The organism is Microbacterium oxydans, from assembly GCF_900095745.1.
In the GTDB taxonomy this organism is placed as follows: Bacteria; Actinomycetota; Actinomycetes; order Actinomycetales; family Microbacteriaceae; genus Microbacterium; species Microbacterium oxydans_B.
Genome location: NZ_FMIR01000017.1, coordinates 179348 through 201434, shown reverse-complemented (window position 1 = coordinate 201434; position 22087 = coordinate 179348). Strand labels below are relative to the sequence as shown.

Here is a 22087-nt window from a genome sequence, read left to right as displayed (position 1 = left end):
CCGGCTGCCGTTCACGGGGATGCGCGTAGACGGAGATCGCATCGTCGTCACCTCTTGGTGGCGGACGCGCACCTACGAGAAGGGTGAGATCGTTCGGTTTCGCGAGGAGGCGTATATGGGATACCTGTTCGTCGCGGGCTGGACCGTTTACGGCGGGCAGCTCGAGAGTGGCCGCGTCGTTGCGGAATTGCGGAACGGAGAAACCGTTCGTTTGCACGGAAGTGTCTGCAATCGGCGCACAGCGCGACGCACCTCGGAAGCACTGAATCGGTGGCTCGGGGCAGAGTCGGGGGCGGGGACCGGCCCGCGTCGGTCAGCCAGAGCCCGTCGCGACGGCCAGGATGGTGACACTCTCCGATAGGTTCCGGGCGGCGACCGCGCCTCCAGGCTCATCCCCGACACCGGGCACCGCGCCTACCGGACGAGATGATGACGCGAATAAGCTGGGCGCATGCAGTTCGAACCGGGGGACCGTCGCCGCGTCCTCCCGCGCCACCTCCGCCCCGAGGTCGCCCCCGAGGTCTTCTCGTACACGATCCGTGCGGTGCGTCCGGCGGACCTCCCTCACGTCCGCGAGATCTACAACCATTTCGTGAGCAACTCGGCGGTGACGCTCGACGAGCGGCGCAGCAGCATCCCGTACTGGCGCGACAAGTACGCGCTGCTCACCCGCCTGGAGCTGCCGTTCCTCGCGGCGGTCTCGCCGGCCGGTGTGGTGATCGGCTACGCGCTCGCGCAGCCCTGGGCCGGAAAGAACGCCTACAAGTACACCGTCGAGGACTCGATCTACCTCGGTCCGGGCGCGGGCGGGAAGGGACTCGGCGCGGCCCTGCTGCAGGCGCTCATCGATGCCTGCGAGCAGATCGGTCTGCGCGAGATGGTCGCGGTGATCAGCGACAGCGGGGCGGAGGCATCGATCCGGCTGCACGAGAAGCTGGGGTTCGTCGAAGCCGGTCGCATGGGGCGGGTCGGCTACAAGTTCGGCCGCGACCTCGGCACCGTCTACATGCGGCGCGTGCTCAAGCCCACCGGACGCCGGCGGAGGCTCTTCGGTTCGCGCTGACGACCCGAAGAATCCGCGGCAGCTCAGTCGCTGGAGGGGCGAGGGGGAGCGCCCGGGATCACCGGGATCGCCGCGAGCAGCGTCTTCGTGTAGTCCTCCGTGGGGTGCAGCAGCACATCCTGCGTCGAACCTCGCTCGACGATGTGGCCGTCCTTCATCACGACGACCGCGTCGCACAGGTTTTGCACCACGCCGATGTCGTGCGACACCAGCAGCAGCGTGAGGTCGGTCGTGCGGCGGAGCTCGATCAGCAGCTCGAGGATCTGTGCGCGCACCGTCACGTCGAGGGCGGAGAGCGGCTCGTCGCCGACGAGGATGCGGGGGCGATGCACGATCGCCCGGGCGAGCGCGATCCGCTGTCGCTGGCCGCCCGAGAACTCGTGCGGATAACGGTCGCCCATCTCGGGCTCGAGCCCGACCTGGGCGAGCACCTCGCGTACTCGCGCCCGGTGATCCCCCTCGATGCCGAGCGCCCACAGCGGCTCTCGCACGATCTGACCGGCGGTCATGCGCGGGTCGAGCGAGGCATACGGATCCTGGAAGACCAGTCCGGTCTCCCGCCGCAGCCAGTGCAGCGACTTCGCGGAGGCCGCGGCGTCGACGGGGCGTCCGTCGATCGACACCGTCCCGGACGTGGGACGGTCGAGACCGAGCAGCAGCCGCACGAGCGTGGACTTCCCCGATCCCGACTCGCCGATGATCCCCAACGAAGACCCCTCGACGACATCGATGTCGGTCTCCGCCAGCGCCGTCTGCGTGCGCGTTCGTTCGAATGCGGTTCGCTTCGGGACGACGAAGTCGCGGCGGAGCCCCCGTGCTTCGATCAGGCTCATGCGGCACCACCGTTCGGGCGCCAGAGAGTCGCCGTGGCATCGCGCAGCAGGCCCTGGGTGACCGGTGAGGCAGGAGTCGACAGCAGGGTCGAGACCGGGGCCGCTTCGACGACGCGTCCGTGCTCGAGCACCACGCCCTCGGTTGCGACCTGCGCGAGCACGGCGAGGTCGTGCGTGATGAACACGAGCGACATCCCCTCATCGGCGACGAGAGCGAGCAGCAGGGAGAGGATCTCGGCCTGGATCGTGACGTCGAGCGCTGTTGTCGGCTCGTCGGCGATGAGCAGTCGGGGCCGACAGGCGAGTGCCATGGCGATCGCGACGCGCTGCCGCTGCCCGCCCGAGAGCTGGTGCGGGTACCGGTCCACGATCGTCTCGGGATCGGGGAGCCGTACGCGTGCCGCTTCCGCGATCGCGCGTTCCCGGGCTTCCCGACGACCGAGTCCCTCGTGGATGCGGATGGACTCCGCGATCTGTCGGCCCACCGTCCGGATGGGGTTGAGCGCCGTGCGGGGCTCCTGGAACACGATGCCGATGTCGTCACCGCGAAGCTTTGCCAGTTCCCGGTCCGGCATCCCGATCAGCTCGGTGCCGTTCCAGCGGATGCTGCCGCTCGCCGTCGCGCCGTCGGGGAGCAACCCGAGGACAGCGAGGGCGGTGAGCGACTTGCCCGACCCCGATTCGCCGATCAGTCCGAGTCGTGCGCCGTCGGGGACCTCGAACGAGATCCCGTCGACGACGCGACGCCCGTCGATCTCGATCACCAGATCCTGCACGGACAGGCTCATGCGACAACTCCCGGTGTGTGGACCTCGGCGGCGCGATGCCGCAGGGTCGGATCCGTCGCCTCGCGCAGTCCGTCGCCGAGGAGGTTGAGTGCGAGCACGGTGATCGTGATCGCGAGCCCCGGCCAGATCACCGACAGCGGATGCACGCCGATGTAGCGCTGGAGATCGGCGAGCAGGAGCCCCCAGCTCGGCTCGACCACCGACGCGCCGAATCCGAGGTACGACAGGCCGGCCTCGGCGAGCACGGCGACGGCCATGGACCAGGAGAGCTGCACGATGAAGACCGGGGCGACGTTCGGAAGCAGGTGCCGCACGAGGCTCTGCGTCGGCGTGAGACCTGCGGCGCGGGCGGCGAGCACGAAGTCGCTCTGCTGCACCCGGCGCAGCTCGGGTCGGGTGACGCGGGCGATGTTCACGCCGAAGCCGATCCCCACGGACCAGATCACGACCCAGAGCGACCCGCCCCAGACCGACGAGATCATCATGGCGATCAGCAGCACGGGGAAGGCGATCAGGATGTCGACGAGCACCGCGACGGTCTCACGCATCCAGCGAGCGGTGAGGGCGCCGAGGGCGGCCAGGGCGATGCCGACGAGCGTGGCCACGATTCCCGCGCCGACGCTGACGAAGACCGTCGTGCGCGCGCCCGCCATCAGCAGGCTCAGGATGTCGCGGCCGGTGTCGTCGGTGCCGAGCAGGTGCGGCCAGCTCGGGGGCAGCCATCGATCGCCGATGTCCGACGCCTGCGGGTCGAACGGGGTCCAGAAGAGCGCCACGATCGCCGTGAGAGCGATCACGGCGACGACGATGATGCCGAAGCACCCCGTCGGCGTACCCCAGAGTCGGCCGAGCCAGCGCGGCATCATGCGGCCTCCCGCTGTCGCGGATCGATGGCACGGTGCAGGAGGTCGACGACGAAGCCCACGATCAGCACGAAGCCGGTGAGGACGAGGAGCTCGCTCTGCACCTTGATGAGGTCGCGGGTACCGACGTCGGCGACCAGCATCCGTCCGATCCCGGGGAGGGTGAAAAGCTGCTCGATGATGACGGATCCGACGATGATCCCGGCGACCTGGAGTCCGAGCACCGTGATGATCGAGAGCCCCACGGCCGGGATCCCGTGCTGGATGAGCGCGCGCGTGCGGGTCAGCCCTTTCGCCGCGGCTGTCCGGACGAAGTCCTGTCCGGCGGCCTGCAGGGTCGCGCTGCGCACGAAGCGCATGAGCATGGCTCCCTCGACCACGCCGATCGTCAGCGCGGGGAGCAGCAGCGACTCGATCGCGCGCCCGGGCGTGGACCAGCCGGTGCGGGGGAATCCCTGCGGCGGCAGCCAGCCGAGCCAGACCGAGAAGACGACGATGAGCATCATGCCGGCCCAGACGACGGGCACGGCGGCCAGCGTCTGAGCGCCGACGCTGAGGGCGGTGCCGGTGCGTCTGCCGCGCAGGAGGGCGGCGAGGATTCCGAACGGCACGGCGATGAGCACGGCGATGAGCAGCGACATGATGCCGAGAGGCACGGTGACCTGGGCCTTGAGCAGCAGTTCTTCGCCGACCGAGGCGCCAGAGAGCAGCGAGGTGCCGAGGTCGCCCCGGAAGATGCCGCCGATCCAGTCCGTGTACTGCGCGAGCAGCGGCTGGTTCAGCCCGAGCGATTCACGGAGCGCGTCGACCTCGGCGGGGGAGGCCTGGGTGCCGGCGATCAGTTGGGCCACGTCTCCCGGGAAGACCCGCAGAGTGAGGAAGATGAGCACGCTCGACACGAGGAGCCCTGCGATGAGCAGGGCTCCTCGGACGAGCGCATAGCGGATCACGAACGGGTGACCGCTCGCTACTTCTCAGCGGAGACGGTCACGCCGGCGAGGTTGATCCGGGAGTTGATCGAGTCCTCGGGGAAGCCGGCGACGATCGGGGCCACGGCCGTGATGGTCTCGCCGTTGTACAGCCAATCCGCCGCGTGGTCCTCCGACACGATGCGCGCGGCCTGCGCGAGCAGCTCGGCGGACTTGTCGGGATCCACCTCGGCCAGTGCCTTCGAGTACAGGTCCTGCACCTCGGCGTTGTCGTAGCCGAAGTAGTAGTCGGGGTTGGCGAAGTTGCCGAAGTCGCGCGGCTCGACGTGCAGCACGAAGCTGAGGTCGTAGTCCTTGTTCGTGTACACGTCTTCGAGCCAGGTCGGGAACTCGACCGAGTTGACCTCGAGGGAGACGCCGACCTTCTTGAAGTCGGAGATCAGCACCTTGGGCACCGTCGTCCCGTAGAACGCGGGAATCGTGAGCGTGAGCTCCAGGTCTTCCTGTCCCGCTTCGGCGAGCAGCTCCTTCGCCTTCTCCGGGTCGTACGAGATCACGTCCGACAGATCTTCGTAGCCGGGGTCGAGTTCGGGGATCGGGCCGAACAGCGTGGTACCGGCGCCGACCGCCTCGATGAGGGCGTCGTGGTCGATGGCCAGGCGGAGCGCCTCGCGCACGCGGACGTCGTCGAGGGGCGCCTTCTTGTTGTTGAACGCCAGCGTGGCCTTGTCGGTGGTGCGGCCCTTCGTCAGGGCGAACTCGCCGGAGTCCTCGAGCTGCGGCGCGAGGTTGGGATCGACGGCGGTGAGCACCTCGACGTCGCCGGCGAGGGCGGCATTGACGCCCGCCGTGAAGTCTGGGATGTACTGGAACTCGACCTGCGCGACGCCGGCCGGGTCGCCCCAGTAGTCGTCGTTGCGGGCGAAGGTGATGGTGCTGCCCTTGTTCCAGCGCGTCAGCGTGAACGGCCCGGTGCCGTTCTCGGCCGACTTCAGGTCGGTGGTGTCACCGGTCTTGAAGACCAGCCCCGCCGGACCCGTCAGGGCGAACAGGAAGTTCTGGTTCGGCTCGGTGAGCACGATCTGCACCGTGGTGGCATCCGGCGCCGTGATCGACGCGACCGCTGCGAAGTCGGCGTTCCCCTGCACGGTGGCGTCGGTGCGCACGGTCTCGTACGAGGAGACGACATCGGCGGAGGTGAGCGCGGTGCCGTCGTGGAAGAGGATGCCCTCGCCGAGGGTGAAGGTGTAGGTCAGCCCGTCGTCGGAGACTTCGTAGTCCGTGGCGAGTCGCCCTTCGATCTCGTTGTCCTGCGTGCGCGTGACGAGGCCCTCGTAGATGTTGTCGATGAGGATCTGTTCGAGAGCCGCACCGCTGGTGTGGCGGATGTCGAGGTTGGTGGGTTCGAGCACCAGTCCCACGTGCAGGGTCGCGTCGGGGTCGGGCTCACCGGTGCTCGCGGAGGGCCCGGGATCGGGGGAGCCCGCGCAGGCGCTGAGTATGACGGCGGTGGCCGCGAGCGCGGAGATCAGCGCGAGGCGTCGGGTGCGTCGGAACATGGGCGTTTCCTCTCGGTGCGGCAGTTGCTGTGTGCCGTTGTGTCGAGCCTAGAGTTGCGTGGCGGGGTGCGGGTCGGGTGTGGAACGGAACGTCACAATCCGCGAACGGCGGATGCTGTGGCGATGAGGGCGGCCAGCTCGACAGGTGCGGTCTCCTGCACGTTGTGCGTCGCGTCCAGGGTCACCACGCGGGCGGCGGGCACACGACGCTGGAGGTCTTCGGCATCGGCCTCGCTGACGAAACCGCGGGCGGCGCGGACCAGGGTGATCGGGGCGCTGACCCCGGACAGGTCGTCCCACCCGGTCTCGTGAAGGACCGAGGGGGCGGTGGGCGAACCGGGATCGTGCGCGGCGAGGGCCTGTGCGGCGAGGTGTGCGAAGTGGTGCTTCCACTCCACCCGCCCATCGGGCCGCACGCGGGTGTTGAGGAAGACACCGCGCTCGGTCTCGGGGCGGCTGCCGCCGAAGCCGAGCGACATCGCCTTGTCGACGAGTTCGTCCCGAGAGGCGAAGTCCGTGGGGCCGGCGTAGAACTCGCGCAGCGCGGCCGGCCCGGCGGTGACGTCGATCCCTGGCGTGATGTCGACGATCACGAGCTCGGAGACCAGATCGGGTCGGGAAGCGGCGAGGGCGGCGCCGGTGAGTCCGCCGAGCGACTGTCCGACGACGACCTGCGGCTGCGTCGCCCAGGCATCGAGTGCCGCGGCGACATCGCGTGCGAGGGTGCGCGGGGTGTAGTCGACGTCGTCGCGCCAGGAGGAGTCGCCGTGGCCGGCCAGGTCGATCGCGAGCAGCGGCAGCTGGAGCGCGAGCGAGGTCGTGTCCCACGTGTGCGCGTTCAGGCCCGCGCCGTGCAGCAGCGTGACCTGCGGCGCGTCTCCGCCGAACCGTAGGGCGCTCACGGAGCGTCCGTCGGCGAGGGGGAGGGTGAGGCGCTCCACTTCCGGGAGCGGAACGCCGAGCGCTTCGGCCTGTGCGGGAAGATAGCTGAACTCGCTGATGTCGATCGCCACGTGCATATTCTGCTCCACCCCAGCGACACAGAAGAAATGGCGGAGCATTCTGGCAACCATGCCCCCGTAGTTGATTGTGAACATGTTTATCAATCAATGCATCAGCATGTCACAGTGCATTTCCTTGCGTCGGGGTGGACAGAGGCCGGGAGGGTGGTCGCCGAATATCATGGAGTCATGAGTGAGACGCGAGTGCACCTGTCCAAGACCGAGCCGACCGCTTATCAGGCGCTCGATGCGTTCTCGAAGACCGTCGGGCAGATCTGCGCGGCGAACGGCATCGACGATCGCCTCAAAGAGATCGTCATGATCCACTGCTCGCAGCTCAACGGGTGCGCATACTGCGCCCGCATCCACGTCGACCGCGCCGTCGCCGCCGGCATCGACACCGACACGCTCACCCAGATCCCGACCTGGCGCGAGAGTGGCGTGTTCAGCGAGCGCGAGCGCGCGGCCCTCGAACTCGCCGAGGCGTTCACCTTCATCTCCGAAGACGGCGTGTCCGACGAGGTGTACGACCTCGTCGGCAGCGTCTTCACCGAGAAGGAGTACGCGGCGCTCAGCTGGGCATGCGTCTCCATCAACGCGTTCAACCGCGTCGTTATCGCCGGACGCTATCCGGTCCCCGCTCGGACGCCGCAGGCGCAGGCATGACGATCCTCGACGTCGACGGCGTCACCAACGTCCGCGACGTCGGCGGCATCCCGACGCCTGGCGGCCGCATCCGGGCGGGCGTGCTGCTGCGGTCGGGTCAGCTTTCGGGCGCCACGACGAACGGAGCGGCCGTGCTCCGTGCGAAGGTGCAGCACATCGTCGACCTCCGCGACGGCGAAGAGGTGGCGGCGGAGCCCACCGAGATCGAGGGACCGGACACCACGCACCTCCCGCTGTTCCTGGGTTCGGTCCGGTCGTTCTTCGAAGCCGACACGAGCCTCGACGATCTCTACCTGCATCTGCTGGAGGAGAGTGGGGAGCGCCTGGTCGAGGCCATCCGCATCATCGCAGCAGGGGCGCCCACCCTGGTGCACTGCACTGTCGGCAAGGACCGCACAGGGGTCACGGTGGCCCTTGCCCTCTCCGCCGTCGGCGCCGATCGTGAGGCCGTGATCGCCGACTACGCGCTCACGGAGTCGCAGCTGCCGGCGGAGCGCTCGCAGCGCATCGCCGCGTACCTCCGCGCCGAGCACCCCGAAGCGGTGCATGCGGTGGCCCTCGCGACGCAGTCGCCCGCTACGGTGATGCGGAGTCTGCTGGAGCAGGTCGATGAGCGCTGGGGTTCCGCCGCGGGCTACCTGCGGGCAAACGGGATGACCGAGGCGGAGCTCGCCGCGTTGACCGCTGCGCTTGTCGAGCCGGCCGAGTAGCGCACAACGGGACCGCGCTCTTCCCGGCGGAGGCAAGGTTAGGCAAGCCTTCACTTGGTGTACGATGAAGGCATCATGAACACCTCGCTCGAGACTCGCAGCACGCGCGCAGCACGCCGCGCAGCACGTCAGCGCGCGCACCACCTGGTGACGGCCGACGAACAGTCCCTCACCGAGCTCGAGGTCTTCCTGACGACGCTGCCGCTGTGCGCGTCCGGCCGGATCTTCATCGAGGTGCCCTCGGTCGCCGACATCGGCGTGATCGAAGCTCCGGGGCGGATGACCGTCACGTGGCTCGCGCGTGAGCAGCGTTCCGGTGCTCCCGGCAGTGGCCGCGCCTGCGCCCCCGGTCAGGCCCTGGCACGCGCGACCTGCGCGTGGGCCGACGAGATGATGTGCGACGACGAGATCGAGACGCGCGTCACGCTGCTCGGTGGCTACCTGGGCACCGCCGACATCGTCGAGCACCTGACGAGCGCGCTGCAGGTCTCGCCCGCACTCATCCACACCCCCGAGCGCTTCGGCCTGCTGCCCTCCGACCGCTGACCACGCGAGCGGGGCGTCAGCGCGACCGGCGCACGTAGTTGCCGTCTTCCAGCCCCGCCTCGATCTCGAAGCGGTTGCGCAGCGGATCCCGGCCGGCGAACAGATAGAGCACCGGCATCAGGAAGCCGTAGCGGAGCCACTGCGCCTTGTGCACGGCCTCGTGGCGCAGGACGGCATCGCTCGGACGGGCGTCACCGGTGAGGAAGCACCCGCCGATGCATACGCCACCACGGTTGAAGGTCCAGCTCGGCATGCCCCGGAAGATCCACAGCCCGGCCCGTCGCTCGACGGGGCCGGTGCTCCAGAGCGATCCCCAGAGCCACCCGACAGCCGTGCCCCAGACATAGCCGAGGCGACTGATCGGCGATCGCAGCAGGAGCGCGGGGATCCGGCGGTCGAAGCGTCGACCCCGGGCGAGCGCGGCTTCGGCAGCAGGACGCCAGTCCGCCGCCGTGCTCATGCCACGGCTCCGACCAACCGGAGCAGCGCTCCGAGGTCGTCGACCGCATCGGCCGGCGTTCGGGGCGCGAAGCCGGCGATCGTCGCGCCGGCCAGCGGGATCTCGGTGCGCAGCGCGCGGATGGCGGTGCTCAGAGCCGCGGGGGAGAGCCCGAACGGCACGGAGGAGGAGACGCCGGCGAAGTCGGAGGGATCGAGCACATCCACGTCGATGTGGACCCAGACTCGCGACGCCCCGGTCGCTCGGACCGCGTCGAGCAGCGCATCGGGTCGTTCGAGGTCATCGACGGAGAGGTTCGTCAGGGCCCCAAGAGGGGCGGCCTCTGCGTCGTCGAGATTGCGCACGCCCACGGTGACCACCCGGTCGGCGCGGATCGCGGGGGAGAGGACGAGCTGCTCCTCGCCCTCGCCGAGCAGGGCGCGCAACGCCATTCCGGAGAAGGCTCCGGAAGGAGAGGTCTCGGGCGTGTGGAGGTCGGCGTGGGCGTCGCACCACACGACGGCGAGATCGTCGGTACCGCCCGGGAGCGCATCTATCGCGGCGACGGTGATGCTGCAGTCGCCGCCGATCACGACAGTGTCCGCGTCGATGTGCCCGTGGGTGAGTTCGCGTGTGCGCAGCAGCGCGCTCAGGCGGCGGACCCCGGTGCCGAGGGATTCCCCCGCCTCGACCGGCACTTCCAGCACGGTCGTCGCAGCCCGGGGAAGGTCTCCCGCGATGGCGGCAGCACCGTCGACGAGGAGCATCGCGCGCGGTGCGGGCGAGCCCTGCCACTGCGGGATGACGAGGAATCGCACCATGGGTGCCTCCGAGAAGAAGAGCGCGGATGTCCCGGACGCGTGGCCCGGGACATCCGCTGGTGGTGTCAGTTGCCTTCGATGGCCTGACGGGGAGCGCTGCCGCCGGCCTTGAGCTCGGCGAGACGAGCCTCGACCTCGGTCAGTTCGCCGAGGTCTTCCAGGCTCTCGAACTGTGCGTCGAGGCTCGACGCCGCGAGCTCGATCTTGCCCTGAGCGATGGCCTCCTGGCGGCGGACCTTGTCTTCGAACCGGCCCAGCTCGCTGGTGGGGTCGAGCACGTTGATCGAGCCGACAGCGTCCTGCACCTTGGTCTGCGCCTCCGCGACCTTGGCGCGCGCGAGAAGCTCGCTGCGCTTGTTCTTGAGCTCGACGAGCTTGTCCTTCATGCCGTTGAGGCCGCTCTTGAGCTTGTCGACGATCTCGGTCTGGGCGGCGATCTGAGGCTCGGCGCCGGTGGCCTCGCGCTCGGCACTGATCTGGCGCTGCAGGGCGATCTTGGCGAGGTTGTCGAACTTGTCGGCGTCCGTGGCATCGCCGCTGTTGCGCATCTCGTCGGCCTTGCGGCTGGCGGCGAGGGCCTTGTTGCCCCACTCGGTCGCAGCCTGGACGTCTTCCTCGTGGTCACGCTCGAGGAGTCGCAGGTTGCCGATGGTCTCGGCGATCGCGGACTCGGCGTCGGCGATGCTGTTCGTGTAGTCGCGAACGAGCTGGTCGATCATCTTCTGCGGGTCTTCCGCGGAGTCCAGGAGGGAGTTGATGTTCGCGCGGACGAGGGTCGAGATACGTCCGAAGATGGACTGCTTGGTCATGCGTGGTTCCTTTCAGAGGGCGTCTTCGAGAGCTTGGCGTAAATGTCTGTGTGGCGGATCAGAAGCGTCTACCTCCGGATCGACCGCTGCGGCCTCCACCGCCGCGGGATCCCCCGCCGCCGAAACCGGAGCTGCGGAAGCCGCCGCCCCCGGAGGAGCGCCAGCCGCTGCTGCTGCTTCGACGGGACGACCCGCCGCCACCGCCGGCGAGGAGTCCGCCGATGATGCCGCCGAGGATGTCCCCGCCGATTCCGGAGCCGCCGGACGAGGAGTTGGATCCGCCGAACGGGCTGCCCCAGCCGCTGTCGTACCCGGGCGGGTTGTACGCCTGGACGTCGGATTGCGCGGCAGAAGTGGCCTGGCCGGCGAGGGCGAGTGCGCGGTTGGCCTCGGCCAGAGACGCCTCGGGGTCGGTGGCGCGCAGGTTCAACGCCTGGGTGAGACTGGCCTCGGCGTTGGCGAGCCGGGTTCGTGCGGTCGAACCGACGGTGCCGCGGCGGGTCTCGATGAACTCGCGTGCCGCACGGATCTCGGAATTCGCCTGTGCGAGGGTCGGCTCGAGCATCTGCTGCACGCGGCGCGAGCGCTCGACGCCTTCTCGGCCCTGGGCGATTGCCGCATCGATCTGGGCGTTCGCGGCGCTGAGCGCCTCGAGCACCCGCTGCGGATTGCGCTTCGTGCTGGCGAGGTCGGCCTGCGCCAGCTGGAGCTGCTGCGCGGTCGCGGAGGAGGCCGCCGCGATCGCACCGGTCGTGTCGGGCAGCTGCTGTGCCGCGGCGAGGTCGGCCTGCAGTTCCGTGACCAGCGCCTGCGACTGTGTCTCGATGGCGGCCAGCTCGGCGCCCAAGGTCGAGACCGCCTGGGCGAGCTGGGCGGCCTGTGCGACCGACTGTTCGGCGGTGCGGATCGCGAAGGCGGCTTCGCCGGATCGGCCGGCCGCGATCGCCTGGGCGGCCGCCTCGATCGAGCGGTCGGCCAGGTCGGCTCGCTCCTGTGCCTGCGCGGGGTTGTCGGCGACCGTGCTCAGGGCCGCCGGGTCGTACGTCGCCGACAGCGCGGACAGAGCCGGTGCGGCGGCGGCGAGGATCGGGGTCAGTGCCGCGCGTTCGCCGCGGACCCTCTCGAGTTCCTGCGGCGCATTCTGCTCGAGTTTGCGAAGGGCGTCGAAGGCCTCGGTGTTGTCGTCGAGCACATCGTCGATCTCTTCGGCGATCCGGATGATGCGGATGTGCCAGGCCCGACGGTCGTGGATCGTGTCCTCGATCTCGTCGTCGAGCTTCTGCTTGAGGTCGAAGGCCTCAGCGATCTTGGCCTTCGCCGCGTCGACGACGCGGGTGAACTCCTCGGTCGCGCCCTCGCCGAACTGTGCGACCGCGAAGCCGAGCTCCTCCTTGCTGGAGGTGATGGCGTCATCGGCCTGCACGAGTGCGAGCCCGGCCTGCGTCTCGACCTGCTCGTCGGTGAGGGTGGAGAACGGATCAGCGGGGTCGGGTGTCTCCGGCATCGCGCCGCGTCGGCGGATCTCGGCCTTGCGCCGCGCGCGTCGGACGAGCGCGACGATGAGCCAGATGAGCAGAGCGGCGGCGATGACGGCCACCACGATCAGCGTGACACGGAGCGCTCCGGCACCCCCGTCGCCCTGGATCTCGTCGGCGGCGAGAGTGATCGCCCCGACCCAGTCGCCGTCGGCGGCGAGCGGGACCATCTTGTCTTCGATGGCGTCGAGCTGGTCGAAGCTCACCGGCCCGTCGGGCGCCGCCGAGATGTAGTAGCTGCGGCCGTCCACCGCGATCGCGAGGAGATACTGCTCGCTGCCGAGGTTGTTGCTGTCGGCGACGGTGTCAGCCCATTTGACGTTGTCGCTCGGATTGGTGAAGTCGTCGACGAGCACCACGAACAGGTCGGCGTTCGAGTTGGCGGTCAGCTCCTCGAGCCTGGTCTCGACCGTGGCCTCTTCATCGGCGCTGAGAACGTCGGCCTGGTCGGTGACGTATCCGGAATCGAGGGTGAGCGGATCGGTGGCGGAGGCGGCGGACGCGGTGAACGCTCCTGCCACGGCGGCCAGCGCGAGTGCGGCCAGCGTGAGCCACCGTTTCGTCATCGTGTTCCCTCCGACCGGCAGCCGAGCCCCATGCCATGAGTCTATGCACAGAGCCCGACACGCGACAGCACCAGCGGCGGGTTCGCCGTTCGCCCTCAGCGGAGGCACATACCCTGGAAGGCATGGACGACATGTACGGTTCGGATGTGCTGGCGACAGGCTGGCGCGACCGCGGCGCGAAGAAGGTGCCGCAGGTCGCGGCGGAGGCGGATCTCGTCGTCGAGGTCGCCGATGACGGCTTCTGCGGCGCGGTCACCCGCGTGCAGGGCGGCAACGTCGAGCTGGAGGACCGCGTCGGCCGTCGACGGCTGTTCCCGCTCGGCGGCGGGTTCCTCATAGACGGCGCACCGGTGCGCCTCGTCGTGCCGGCGGCGAAGGACCAGGGTCCGCGGCGCACCGCATCCGGATCGTTCGTCGTCGCGGATCAGCGCGCACGCGTCGCCCTGCCCAGCCGCATCCTCGTCGAGGGCAGGCACGATGCCGAGCTGGTGGAGAAGGTCTGGGGCGCCGATCTGCGTGTCGAGGGTGTGGTCGTCGAGTTCCTGCAGGGAGTCGACCTGCTCGACGACCTGCTGACCGCCGAGCCGCCCAGCGCCACCCGCAGGTACGGCGTGCTGGTGGACCACCTCGTGCCGGGTTCCAAGGAGACCAGGATCGCGCAGGCTATCGCGCGCGGCCCGCACGGCCGACACCTCCGCATCGTCGGGCACCCCTTCATCGACGTCTGGCAGTGCGTCACCCCGCGTGCCCTCGGCATCGCGAAGTGGCCGGAGATCCCGCGCGGGATCGAGTGGAAGGTCGGGATCTGCCGGGCCTTCGGGTGGCCCCATGAGACACAGGCCGACATCGCTCGCGCCTGGCAGCACATCCTCTCGAAGGTGACCACCTACCGGGACCTGGAACCCGCACTGCTCGGCCGTGTGGAGGAGCTCATCGACTTCGTCACGGCCCCGGCGGGTTGAACGCCGCCACCGCGGACGCAGGGAGCGCGGGGCGCCGACGACTACCCTGGAATCATGCCCGAACCCCGTACCTTCCGAGACGAGCCGGTGTCGTTCGTACGCCGCAGCGGCCGGATGTCCGAGGCGCAGGAGCGCGCCTTCACCGAGCTCGGCCCGCACTACCTGCTCGACGTCCCGCGCGACGTCGCCTGGACCTCGGTGCACCCGGAGGCCCGCCTCGATCCCGCGACCGAGTACGGCCGTGCCGCCGACCTCTACGTGGAGATCGGCTCCGGGCAGGGACACGCGATCGTCGCGGCGGCCTCGTCCCGCCCCGATGATGACTTCCTCGCCGTCGAAGTCTTCCGCGCCGGCCTCGCGCGGACGATGCTCGATGCGGACAGGGAGGGCGCCCGCAACGTCCGGGTCGTCGAGGCGAACGCGCCGGAGGTGCTGTCGTCATACCTTCCCGAGGCTGCGGCCCGCGAGGTCTGGATCTTCTTCCCCGATCCGTGGCACAAGAAGAAGCACACCAAGCGGCGCCTGGTGCGGCCGGGTTTCGGTGACACCGCGGCGAGGGCGCTGAACGACGGCGGCCTGCTGCGTCTCGCGACCGACTGGGAGGACTACGCGCTGCAGATGCGCGAGGTGCTCGACGCCGAGCCGCTGTTCGAGCGCGCGTTCGACGGGGAGTGGGCTGAGCGCTTCGATGGCCGGGTGATGACGGCGTTCGAGCGCAAGGGCATCGCGAAGGGGCGCGACATCCGCGATCTGGTCTACCGGCGCAGGGCGCGCGCGTGACCGAGGTGCGGCGCGAGACGACGCTGCGCCTCGCCTTCGTGCCGGCGTTACTCGTCTGTGCCGCTGCCCCGGCGTTCTTCGTGCTGGAGATCCCGTGGTTGGGCTGGGCGCTGCTCGCGCTGGGGATCGTGATCGCCTGGCTGCTCGAACGCGGGCGGCCGGCTGAGGACCAGGTCGTGAGCATGGGCGCACAGCGGGAGACCGCGAGGGTGATCGGCGTGCATCGGCCGCCCTCGCTCACCAGGGACCTCTCCCTGATCGCCGTCGGTCTGCTGATCGTCAGCATCATCCCGCTCGCCGCAGAACTCGACAACCTCGCGATGCTGCGTTTCACGCTCGCGCTGGGTGGTGCGGTCGCTGTGCCCTACGTCATCTCCCGGTTCGTCTACCGCGACCGCGCCATCAGCTTCCCGTGGCGCACGCACCGTCGATGGGGTCGTCTGCAGTGGGGATGGCTGGTGGCGGTGCTGATCCTGGGGTGGCTGATCCTGCCCTTCTACTTCATCACCAGCGGCGTCTACCAGAACTGGCCGGTCGTCGACACGCCCGAGCTCATCGCACGGCTGTTCGTCGGCGTCGGCGCTGTGGGCATCTGGGACGAGCTGTTCTTCATCTGCACGGTGTTCGCGCTGCTGCGTCGTCACTTTCCGAACCTGGTCGCGAACCTGCTGCAGGCGATCGTGTTCGTCTCGTTCCTCTGGGAGCTGGGATACCGCGAGTGGGGCCCGTTGTTGACGATCCCGTTCGCGCTCCTGCAGGGCTACATCTTCCTGCGCACCCATTCGCTCGCCTACGTCGTCACCGTGCACCTGCTGTTCGACGCCGTGGTGTTCGCGGTGCTCGTGCACGCGCACAACCCCGGGCTGCTGCCGATCTTCCTGGTCTGACAGAATCAGCACATGCTCATCGTCGGTCTCGTCCTCGCCGCAGCCGCCGCTGCGTTCCACGTCTTCATCTTCGCGCTCGAGTCGCTGCGGTGGACCGAGCCGGAGACGAGGAAGATCTTCGGCGTCGCCAACGAGGCGGATGCCGTCACGATGAAGCAGCTGGCCTTCAATCAGGGCTTCTACAACCTCTTCCTCGCACTCACGACCCTGCTCGGTATCGGCCTCGTGATCGTCGGTTCGGCCACCGTCGGACTGACCCTGGTGTTCGCCGGCACTGCGATGATGCTCGCCGCCGCACTGGTGCTCATCCTCTCGGACCGCGCGAAGGCGCGTGCCGCACTGATGCAGGGGACGCTTCCCCTGCTCGCCGTGGTCGTCACCGCGATCGGCGTCGCGATCGGCTGATCGCCGACCGACCGGGAGCCCGGAGCGGGGTGACACGCGCGCTTCCAGCCGCCACACTCGTTGCATGGCCGACTGGGTGCTGCACGTGGACATGGATCAGTTCATCGCCGCGGTCGAGGTGCTGCGCAGACCGGAGCTCGCCGGACTCCCGGTGATCGTGGGCGGGCGCGGTGACCCCACGGAGCGCGCCGTCGTGTCGACCGCATCCTACGAGGCGCGCGCCTACGGCATCGGCTCGGGGATGCCTCTCAAGATCGCGGCACGCAAGGCTCCGGAGGACGCCGTCTTCCTGCCCGTGGACCAGGAAGCGTACGCGGTCGCCTCCGGCGAGGTGATGGCCGCGCTCCGGTCGCTGCCCGACGTGGTGCTCGAGGTCATCGGATGGGATGAGTGCTTCCTCGGCGTGACGACGGAGGACCCGGAGCGGATCGCCACCGCTGCACAGGCGGCCGTGCTGGCCGCGACGGAGCTGCACTGCTCCGTCGGCATCGGGGACAACAAGGTGCGTGCCAAGATCGCGACCGAGTTCGGAAAGCCGCGGGGGATCTTCCGGCTGACGGCGGATAACTGGTTCGAGGTGATGGGCGACAAGCCCACCCGTGACCTGTGGGGCGTCGGCTCCAAGGTGCAGAAGCGACTGGCCGCACACGGGATCACGACGGTACGAGAACTCGCGGACGCCGACGAGCAGGCGCTCGTCGCGGAGTTCGGTCCGCGGATGGGGGTCTGGTATCACGGGCTCGGCTCGGGCCGGGGGCCGAGTGTCGTCGACGACACCCCGTGGGTGGCACGCAGCCACAGCCGCGAGACGACCTACCAGCAGAACCTCACGACGACCGAGCAGGTCACCACCGCTGTCCGGGAACTCGCCGTTCAGGCCTTCGATGACTGCGCCGCCGAAGGAAGACCCGTCGTCCGCGCGCATCTCAAGGTGCGGTACGCGCCGTTCGAGACGAAGACGCTCGGGCGCAAGCTCTCTGCACCGACGACCGATCCGGAGGAATTCGTGGCGACCGCCCTCGCGCTCGCCGAGACCCTCGACACTGAGCGGGAGGTCCGTCTCCTGGGCGTGCGAGCGGAGATGACGATGCCGGACGAGGGAGACGCGGCGGAGCGGACGCCGGTCCGAGGGAGGATCTGAGTCGGCGGCCGGGACGTGGCACCGGGCCCGGGGGATCAGCCCCGGATGACGGCAGCCACCGCGCTCACCTCGATGAGCGCACCCGGAACACCGAGTCCGGCGACGAGAGCCGCCGTGACCAGAGGCGGTGCGCCTTCTCGCGCGAGCCTGGAGGCGACCGCCCCGTAGGCCGCGCGGAGGTCGGCGTCTTGATGGATCAGGACCGTCCAGCTGATCACGTCGTCGAGACCTGCGCCCGCGGACTCCAGCGCGATGCGGGCATTCTCGACGGCGCGCAGGGATTGCTCGGCGGCATCGGCGGAGACGATCGCCCCCGTGGAATCGACGCCGTTCTGGCCGCCGACGTAGATCGTGGTCGCGCCGGGTGGGACGACGGCGACGTGGCTGAAAGCAGGACTGACGACGAGCCCCGCGGGGCTGGCGAGTGTGATCTCCATGCCCATACTCTGCACCGGGGCTCCGACGTGCGGAACCCCGATGTCGAGGCGTGGATCAGAAGCGCAGCAGCACCTTTCCGATGCGTCCGGCGGTGTTGCTCGCCTGCACGGCCGCGCCGATGTCGGCGGCGTCGAAGATGCCGGCGACCGGAAGGGTCAGGGTGCCATCGCTGACGCGCTGGACCAGCTCGCCGAACAGTTCGCCCCGGGTTGCGGGGTCGAGGCTGGGCATGACCTTGCTGCCCCAGAAGCCCTTCACGGTTGCCTGCTTGAAAATGACGTCGGAGGAGGCGATCTCCATCGTGGGGGAGTTCATGGCCCCGAAGGCCACGAGGGTGCCGCCCTCGGCGAGGAGCGACAGCACGTCGCCCGCCGAAGACCCGCCGACGGAGTCGACTCCCGCGACGATCGGTGCGCCACCGGTGATGCGTGCCACCTGCTCCCGCCAGTCGTCCTGATCCGTGGCGACGACGCCCTCGATGCCCTGGGTCCGGAGTTCTTCGATGCCCGCCGTGCGGCGGACGAGTCCGAGGACGTTGATGCCGCGTGCGGCACCGAGCTGCGCGAGCATACGGCCGACCGCGCCGTTCGCCGCGTTCTGCACGATCCAGTCGCCCGGCTTCACGTCGAGGAAACGCAGCAGGGTGATCGTGCTGAACGGCATCGAGACCAGCTGCGCCGCGTCCTCGTCCGAGAGTGCATCGGGAACGGGGATCAGGCCGGCGGCGTTCGCGAGGAAGTACTCCGACCACGCGCCGAACGTGCCGCCCGTCGCGACGCGCTGACCGACGGCGAGGTGTTCGACGCCCGAGCCGAGAGCATCGACGACGCCGAGCGCCTCGGTGCCCGACGCGGCCGGGAGCTCGGGCTTGAAGCCGTATGTACCGCGGACGGTCCACAGATCGTGGTTGTGGATGGGGGAGAGGAGCGTCCGAAGACGAACCTGGCCGGCGCCGGGCTCGGGCAGGGGGCGGTCTTCGATCCGGAGGACCTGCTCGGGATCGCCGAACGTCGGGTGGATGAGTGCGCGCATGGGAATCCTTTTCGGGTGGAGGGGTTCAGTGGGTGTGGTCCGCGGGTGCGGGCTCGGCGAGACCTGCGGTGAGGCGCTGGAGCCGTTCGGTGATGTCGTGCAATTCACTGATGAGCTCGCGGCGACGGTCGTCGTCGCTCAGGCCGGCGGCTTCGGCGACCGCGCTGTGGATCGGGGCGACCTCGGAGCGAAGCGCCTGACCGCGCGCGGTGAGCTGTACCGTGACGACCCGCTCGTCCGCCGCGCCGCGGACCCGAGTGACGAGCCCTGCCTGTTCCAGGCGGCGTACGAGGGGCGAGAGTGTGCCGGAGTCGAGGCGCATCACCGCACCCAGCGAGCCGATGGTCTGCTCGCCCTCGATCCACAGCGCGGCGAGCACGAGGTACTGCGGGTAGGTGAGCCCCCAGGGCGCCAGAAGTGTGCGGTACGCCTGCGTGGTCGCGCGTGATGCGGAGTACAGCGAGAAGCACACCATCTCGTCGGTCATGGCCATGCACTGAGTATTGCACGCGATTGAATTGTGCACAACTTAAGTGGACGGTTCGATAGCTTGGAGGGCCACCCGGGCAGGGTGAGATGCGGTTCATGGCGAGTCTCCGCCGCAGTACGCTCGGCCAGACGATCACACGGAGGCAGGAGGATGCAGTGACCAGACCGTCCTGGCTGTTCAGCACGCTCGCGGGTTACCAGACCAGATGGGTCGTCCGAGACGTGGTCGCCGGACTCTCCGCCGGTGCCGTGGTGATCCCGCAGGCGATGGCGTACGCGACGATCGCGAACCTTCCCGTCCAGGTGGGTCTGTACACGTGCATCGTGCCGATGGTGGTCTATGCGGCCCTCGGAGGCAGCCGGGCGATGAGCGTCTCGACGACGTCGACGATCGCGACGCTGACTGCGACGACGCTCGTCTCCGCGGGAGTGGCGGCCGGTGCGGAGGACGCGATCGGCTCCCTGATGATGCTCACGCTGCTGGTCGGGGTGATACTGCTTCTCGCCCGGCTCGGCCGACTCGGCTCCCTCGTCGAGAACATCAGCGGCGCCACGGTGCTCGGACTCAAGATCGGCGTCGGCGCCACGGTGGCCGTCGGCCAGCTGCCGAAGCTGCTGGGGGAGACCTACAACTTCTCGGGGCACGGGTTCTTCCGATCGCTGGGCGCCGTCGGAGAGGCGTTCGGCAGCGTCAACTGGCCGACGGTCGCGCTGTCGGCAGGCTCAGTGGTGCTGCTGGTGGTGCTGAAGCGCTGGGCGCCGAAGGTCCCGGGAACACTGGTCGTCGTGGTCGGCGGCATCCTCCTGGTCTGGCTCGGCGGGATCGACCGACTCGGAGTGGGTCTCATCGCCGCCGTGCCGAGCGGACTGCCCGTTCCCGGATTGCCCGACCTGGCGCAGGTCACCGCGCTCGTTCCCGGTGCCCTCGCGATCGCCGTCATGGCCTTTCTCGAGTCCGCAGCCGTCGCCCGAAGCCTGCGCACCGCGGACGAACCGCAGATCGACAGCAACCAGGAACTCTTCGCGACCGGTGCGGCGAACACGGTCGGCTCGTTCTTCGGCACCATGCCCGCGGCGGGTGGTTTCTCGCAGAGCGCGGTGAACCAGAGTGCCGGGGCGCGATCCCAGCTGGCGACGGTCGTCACGGTCGTGCTCGCCATCCTGGTCGCCCTGTTCCTCGGCCCTGTCCTCAGTCTCATGCCCGAGGCCACCCTGGCCGCCATGGTCTTCGTCGCGGTCGCGGGACTCATCAACGTCCCGGAGCTGGTGCGATGGGCTCGGATCAGCCGAGTCGACTTCTGGATCGCGCTGTCGGTCGCGATCATCGGGCTCACCGCGGGATTGTTGTCGGCCGTCGCCGTCGGCGTCGTGGTGACGCTGATCCTCGTGCTGCGCGAAGTGAACGTCCCGAAGATCCGCGTGGTGGGAAGGATCGCCGGCGTGCTCGGCATCCACCTGGAGCGCGGGCTGTACACCGCGAATGCGCTGGTCAACGAGCGCAGGCTTCTCGAGATCGTCGACGGCGAGGAAGAGGAGGTCGCGGCTCTCGTGCTCGGGATGAGGCAGCAGGAGGTCATGACCATCACCGTGCTCGAGGCGCTCGAGAACCTCGACCGGGAGCTCGCGCAGCGCGACACGGAGCTTCACCTGGCCGCGCTCCCTGAACCGGCCGCCGCTGTCGCCGGACGCACGCCGTGGTTCACGGCGCTGCGCGCGGCCGGTCGCGTGCACGACACCGTGCGGGAGGGGATGGAGGCGGCCGCCACCGCCCATCGCCCAGAAGCGGCGGGAGGCGGTCGGGGTGGATGACCAGGCCGGCCTGACCTGGCAGTGGGCGAGGTTCGGTCTCGGTATCGCTTTCGCCCTGCCCGCCATGGTCGTCACTCCCTTCAGCCCGACGCTCGGTCTCGCTCTCGCCGTCGGTGTTCTTCCCGCGGCGGCGTTCCGGCTTCCGCCTCGGCGACGCGGTCGCGCGGTCATCCTCCTCGTCGGAGGTCTCAGTGCGATCGGGCTGCTCGTGGGGTCGCTGCTCGCCACCGTGCCCGCCGTCGCCGTCGTCGCGGTTTTCGGCGCGGCCGTGCTCGCGTGCATCAATGCGGTGCATGGGCGCCTGGCGCAGCTCGTGCTGATCCTCGTCCTGCCGATGATCGGCATCGGTCTGAGCTTCCCCTGGTCATCGGCAGCCGTCGGGCTCGCGGGAAGCATGGTGGCGGGATCGCTGTACGCGTGGCTCGTCTCCCTGCTCTGGCCGGAGCGAGATGGCCCGCCGCCGCCCGCAGCCCCTGTGCCGCGAGGTCGGGCGATGCTGGTCTACGGGCTCCTTCTCGGTGCCGCAGCTGCGATCGCCGCCGCTGTGGGCTTCCTCCTCGATCTGCAGCACGTCGGCTGGGCGACGGCGGCGGTGCTGCTCGTGATGCGTCCCGTGCGCGGGCAGCTCATATCGCGCAGCATCGGCCGGGCGATCTCGGTGCTCGTCGGTGCTTTCGCCGCCGCCGCTTTCGCAGTCCTCGCGCCGGGAGATCTCCTCATCGGCGTCGTGGCCGGCGTCGTGGTCGGTGCCCTGTGTGCTACCCAGGGGAGCCGCTGGTATGTGGCCCCGGGCTTCACGACGTTCATCGCCCTGACCTTCATCCTGGTGAACTCCACGGAGCAGCCCGGAGCACGCTTCCTCGAGCGGGCACTGGAGACGCTTCTCGGCGTCGGGCTGGCGCTCTTCTTCGGGGCAGCCGTGCCGTCTCTCCTGTCGTTGCTCGCTCTTCGACGGAGGTCGACCTCGGTCTAGACATTCGTCCTCTCGGAAGCGCTTGAGCCCTTATCTGCGCGGT

At 69.3% G+C, this 22087-nt stretch carries 24 protein-coding genes; 11 read left to right on the top strand and 13 right to left on the bottom strand.

Annotated features, from left to right (window positions below; genetic code table 11):
- Nucleotides 1–451: 451 nt before the first annotated feature.
- Nucleotides 452–1063: a GNAT family N-acetyltransferase gene (locus BQ2383_RS11320; protein WP_091033840.1), complete on the top strand. Its 612-nt coding sequence runs from the start codon at nt 452–454 to the stop codon at nt 1061–1063.
- Nucleotides 1064–1086: 23 nt separating this feature from the next.
- Here the strand turns inward: BQ2383_RS11320 and BQ2383_RS11315 are convergent, their stop codons facing one another.
- The 6 genes from BQ2383_RS11315 to BQ2383_RS11290 form a co-directional block, all read right to left on the bottom strand.
- Nucleotides 1087–1896, bottom strand: coding sequence for an ABC transporter ATP-binding protein (locus tag BQ2383_RS11315; RefSeq protein ID WP_208617661.1), 810 nt, complete (start codon nt 1894–1896; stop codon nt 1087–1089).
- Nucleotides 1893–2684 carry an ATP-binding cassette domain-containing protein gene (locus tag BQ2383_RS11310; protein ID WP_091033837.1) on the bottom strand — a complete coding sequence of 264 codons (792 nt, stop codon included), beginning with the start codon at nt 2682–2684 and terminating at the stop codon, nt 1893–1895. The genes BQ2383_RS11315 and BQ2383_RS11310 overlap by 4 nt, the downstream gene beginning before the upstream one ends.
- Entirely contained in the window at nt 2681–3550 is an 870-nt protein-coding gene (locus BQ2383_RS11305) for an ABC transporter permease (protein WP_432206340.1), read from the bottom strand. The genes BQ2383_RS11310 and BQ2383_RS11305 overlap by 4 nt, the downstream gene beginning before the upstream one ends.
- Nucleotides 3547–4497 carry an ABC transporter permease gene (locus tag BQ2383_RS11300; protein ID WP_091033834.1) on the bottom strand — a complete coding sequence of 317 codons (951 nt, stop codon included), beginning with the start codon at nt 4495–4497 and terminating at the stop codon, nt 3547–3549. The genes BQ2383_RS11305 and BQ2383_RS11300 overlap by 4 nt, the downstream gene beginning before the upstream one ends.
- Before the next feature lie 17 nt (nt 4498–4514).
- A complete protein-coding gene (locus BQ2383_RS11295) occupies nt 4515–6035 on the bottom strand; it encodes an ABC transporter substrate-binding protein (RefSeq protein ID WP_091033832.1) in 1521 nt (506 codons plus the stop codon).
- A gap of 92 nt (nt 6036–6127) precedes the next feature.
- Nucleotides 6128–7054, bottom strand: coding sequence for an alpha/beta fold hydrolase (locus tag BQ2383_RS11290; protein WP_091033829.1), 927 nt, complete (start codon nt 7052–7054; stop codon nt 6128–6130).
- Nucleotides 7055–7225: 171 nt separating this feature from the next.
- Between BQ2383_RS11290 and BQ2383_RS11285 the strand changes: the two genes are divergently transcribed.
- From BQ2383_RS11285 to BQ2383_RS11275, 3 genes are all read left to right on the top strand, one after another.
- A complete protein-coding gene (locus tag BQ2383_RS11285) occupies nt 7226–7702 on the top strand; it encodes a carboxymuconolactone decarboxylase family protein (RefSeq protein WP_029261916.1) in 477 nt (158 codons plus the stop codon).
- Nucleotides 7699–8412: a tyrosine-protein phosphatase gene (locus BQ2383_RS11280; RefSeq protein WP_091033827.1), complete on the top strand. Its 714-nt coding sequence runs from the start codon at nt 7699–7701 to the stop codon at nt 8410–8412. The genes BQ2383_RS11285 and BQ2383_RS11280 overlap by 4 nt, the downstream gene beginning before the upstream one ends.
- A 75-nt stretch (nt 8413–8487) precedes the next feature.
- Nucleotides 8488–8958 (top strand): SIP domain-containing protein, encoded by a 471-nt coding sequence (locus BQ2383_RS11275; RefSeq protein ID WP_091034511.1) that lies wholly within the window; start codon nt 8488–8490, stop codon nt 8956–8958.
- A 16-nt stretch (nt 8959–8974) separates the two neighbouring features.
- Here the strand turns inward: BQ2383_RS11275 and BQ2383_RS11270 are convergent, their stop codons facing one another.
- The 4 genes from BQ2383_RS11270 to BQ2383_RS11255 form a co-directional block, all read right to left on the bottom strand.
- Nucleotides 8975–9418, bottom strand: coding sequence for a Fe-S oxidoreductase (locus BQ2383_RS11270; RefSeq protein ID WP_091033825.1), 444 nt, complete (start codon nt 9416–9418; stop codon nt 8975–8977).
- Entirely contained in the window at nt 9415–10218 is an 804-nt protein-coding gene (locus BQ2383_RS11265) for an arginase family protein (protein WP_091033823.1), read from the bottom strand. The genes BQ2383_RS11270 and BQ2383_RS11265 overlap by 4 nt, the downstream gene beginning before the upstream one ends.
- 65 nt (nt 10219–10283) lie before the next feature.
- A complete protein-coding gene (locus BQ2383_RS11260; protein WP_091033820.1) occupies nt 10284–11027 on the bottom strand; it encodes a PspA/IM30 family protein in 744 nt (247 codons plus the stop codon).
- A gap of 58 nt (nt 11028–11085) precedes the next feature.
- Nucleotides 11086–13128 (bottom strand): TPM domain-containing protein, encoded by a 2043-nt coding sequence (locus tag BQ2383_RS11255; protein WP_091033817.1) that lies wholly within the window; start codon nt 13126–13128, stop codon nt 11086–11088.
- 122 nt (nt 13129–13250) lie between these two features.
- Here BQ2383_RS11255 and BQ2383_RS11250 point away from each other — a divergent pair, with 122 nt between their 5' ends.
- From BQ2383_RS11250 to BQ2383_RS11230, 5 genes are all read left to right on the top strand, one after another.
- Nucleotides 13251–14090, top strand: a complete 840-nt coding sequence (locus BQ2383_RS11250) for a DUF3097 domain-containing protein (RefSeq protein ID WP_091033815.1) — start codon at nt 13251–13253, stop codon at nt 14088–14090.
- A gap of 54 nt (nt 14091–14144) precedes the next feature.
- Nucleotides 14145–14870, top strand: a complete 726-nt coding sequence (gene trmB / locus BQ2383_RS11245; RefSeq protein ID WP_091033812.1) for a tRNA (guanosine(46)-N7)-methyltransferase TrmB — start codon at nt 14145–14147, stop codon at nt 14868–14870.
- Nucleotides 14867–15757, top strand: coding sequence for a CPBP family intramembrane glutamic endopeptidase (locus BQ2383_RS11240; protein ID WP_091033810.1), 891 nt, complete (start codon nt 14867–14869; stop codon nt 15755–15757). The genes trmB and BQ2383_RS11240 overlap by 4 nt, the downstream gene beginning before the upstream one ends.
- Nucleotides 15758–15769: 12 nt before the next feature.
- Nucleotides 15770–16162, top strand: a complete 393-nt coding sequence (locus BQ2383_RS11235) for a DUF1304 domain-containing protein (RefSeq protein WP_091033807.1) — start codon at nt 15770–15772, stop codon at nt 16160–16162.
- Between the two features lie 64 nt (nt 16163–16226).
- Nucleotides 16227–17303: a DNA polymerase IV gene (locus tag BQ2383_RS11230; protein ID WP_091033804.1), complete on the top strand. Its 1077-nt coding sequence runs from the start codon at nt 16227–16229 to the stop codon at nt 17301–17303.
- Between the two features lie 35 nt (nt 17304–17338).
- Here the strand turns inward: BQ2383_RS11230 and BQ2383_RS11225 are convergent, their stop codons facing one another.
- The 3 genes from BQ2383_RS11225 to BQ2383_RS11215 are packed head-to-tail and all read right to left on the bottom strand — an operon-like array spanning nt 17339 to nt 19266.
- Nucleotides 17339–17740: a RidA family protein gene (locus BQ2383_RS11225; protein ID WP_091033802.1), complete on the bottom strand. Its 402-nt coding sequence runs from the start codon at nt 17738–17740 to the stop codon at nt 17339–17341.
- A 55-nt stretch (nt 17741–17795) separates the two neighbouring features.
- Nucleotides 17796–18773: a zinc-binding dehydrogenase gene (locus tag BQ2383_RS11220; RefSeq protein ID WP_091033799.1), complete on the bottom strand. Its 978-nt coding sequence runs from the start codon at nt 18771–18773 to the stop codon at nt 17796–17798.
- Between the two features lie 25 nt (nt 18774–18798).
- Nucleotides 18799–19266, bottom strand: a complete 468-nt coding sequence (locus tag BQ2383_RS11215; RefSeq protein WP_244175994.1) for a MarR family winged helix-turn-helix transcriptional regulator — start codon at nt 19264–19266, stop codon at nt 18799–18801.
- A gap of 152 nt (nt 19267–19418) precedes the next feature.
- Here BQ2383_RS11215 and BQ2383_RS11210 point away from each other — a divergent pair, with 152 nt between their 5' ends.
- Together BQ2383_RS11210 and BQ2383_RS11205 are read left to right on the top strand one after the other, a co-directional pair.
- Nucleotides 19419–21071 carry a SulP family inorganic anion transporter gene (locus BQ2383_RS11210; RefSeq protein ID WP_244175993.1) on the top strand — a complete coding sequence of 551 codons (1653 nt, stop codon included), beginning with the start codon at nt 19419–19421 and terminating at the stop codon, nt 21069–21071.
- Nucleotides 21064–22044, top strand: a complete 981-nt coding sequence (locus BQ2383_RS11205) for an FUSC family protein (protein ID WP_244175992.1) — start codon at nt 21064–21066, stop codon at nt 22042–22044. Before BQ2383_RS11210 ends, BQ2383_RS11205 begins: the two co-directional genes overlap by 8 nt.
- Nucleotides 22045–22087: the final 43 nt, after the last annotated feature.

Bases quoted from the DNA above. Each gene is read 5' to 3' on its own strand.
- BQ2383_RS11265 (WP_091033823.1), bottom strand. From the start codon at position 10,218: ATGGTGCGATTCCTCGTCATCCCGCAGTGGCAGGGCTCGCCCGCACCG.
- BQ2383_RS11255 (WP_091033817.1), bottom strand. From the start codon at position 13,128: ATGACGAAACGGTGGCTCACGCTGGCCGCACTCGCGCTGGCCGCCGTG.
- BQ2383_RS11235 (WP_091033807.1), top strand. From the start codon at position 15,770: ATGCTCATCGTCGGTCTCGTCCTCGCCGCAGCCGCCGCTGCGTTCCAC.
- BQ2383_RS11230 (WP_091033804.1), top strand. From the start codon at position 16,227: ATGGCCGACTGGGTGCTGCACGTGGACATGGATCAGTTCATCGCCGCG.
- trmB (WP_091033812.1), top strand. From the start codon at position 14,145: ATGCCCGAACCCCGTACCTTCCGAGACGAGCCGGTGTCGTTCGTACGC.
- BQ2383_RS11220 (WP_091033799.1), bottom strand. From the start codon at position 18,773: ATGCGCGCACTCATCCACCCGACGTTCGGCGATCCCGAGCAGGTCCTC.
- BQ2383_RS11250 (WP_091033815.1), top strand. From the start codon at position 13,251: ATGGACGACATGTACGGTTCGGATGTGCTGGCGACAGGCTGGCGCGAC.
- BQ2383_RS11225 (WP_091033802.1), bottom strand. From the start codon at position 17,740: ATGGAGATCACACTCGCCAGCCCCGCGGGGCTCGTCGTCAGTCCTGCT.
- BQ2383_RS11280 (WP_091033827.1), top strand. From the start codon at position 7,699: ATGACGATCCTCGACGTCGACGGCGTCACCAACGTCCGCGACGTCGGC.
- BQ2383_RS11260 (WP_091033820.1), bottom strand. From the start codon at position 11,027: ATGACCAAGCAGTCCATCTTCGGACGTATCTCGACCCTCGTCCGCGCG.
- BQ2383_RS11315 (WP_208617661.1), bottom strand. From the start codon at position 1,896: ATGAGCCTGATCGAAGCACGGGGGCTCCGCCGCGACTTCGTCGTCCCG.
- BQ2383_RS11305 (WP_432206340.1), bottom strand. From the start codon at position 3,550: ATGATGCCGCGCTGGCTCGGCCGACTCTGGGGTACGCCGACGGGGTGC.
- BQ2383_RS11270 (WP_091033825.1), bottom strand. From the start codon at position 9,418: ATGAGCACGGCGGCGGACTGGCGTCCTGCTGCCGAAGCCGCGCTCGCC.
- BQ2383_RS11275 (WP_091034511.1), top strand. From the start codon at position 8,488: ATGAACACCTCGCTCGAGACTCGCAGCACGCGCGCAGCACGCCGCGCA.
- BQ2383_RS11215 (WP_244175994.1), bottom strand. From the start codon at position 19,266: ATGGCCATGACCGACGAGATGGTGTGCTTCTCGCTGTACTCCGCATCA.
- BQ2383_RS11320 (WP_091033840.1), top strand. From the start codon at position 452: ATGCAGTTCGAACCGGGGGACCGTCGCCGCGTCCTCCCGCGCCACCTC.
- BQ2383_RS11310 (WP_091033837.1), bottom strand. From the start codon at position 2,684: ATGAGCCTGTCCGTGCAGGATCTGGTGATCGAGATCGACGGGCGTCGC.
- BQ2383_RS11290 (WP_091033829.1), bottom strand. From the start codon at position 7,054: ATGCACGTGGCGATCGACATCAGCGAGTTCAGCTATCTTCCCGCACAG.
- BQ2383_RS11285 (WP_029261916.1), top strand. From the start codon at position 7,226: ATGAGTGAGACGCGAGTGCACCTGTCCAAGACCGAGCCGACCGCTTAT.
- BQ2383_RS11295 (WP_091033832.1), bottom strand. From the start codon at position 6,035: ATGTTCCGACGCACCCGACGCCTCGCGCTGATCTCCGCGCTCGCGGCC.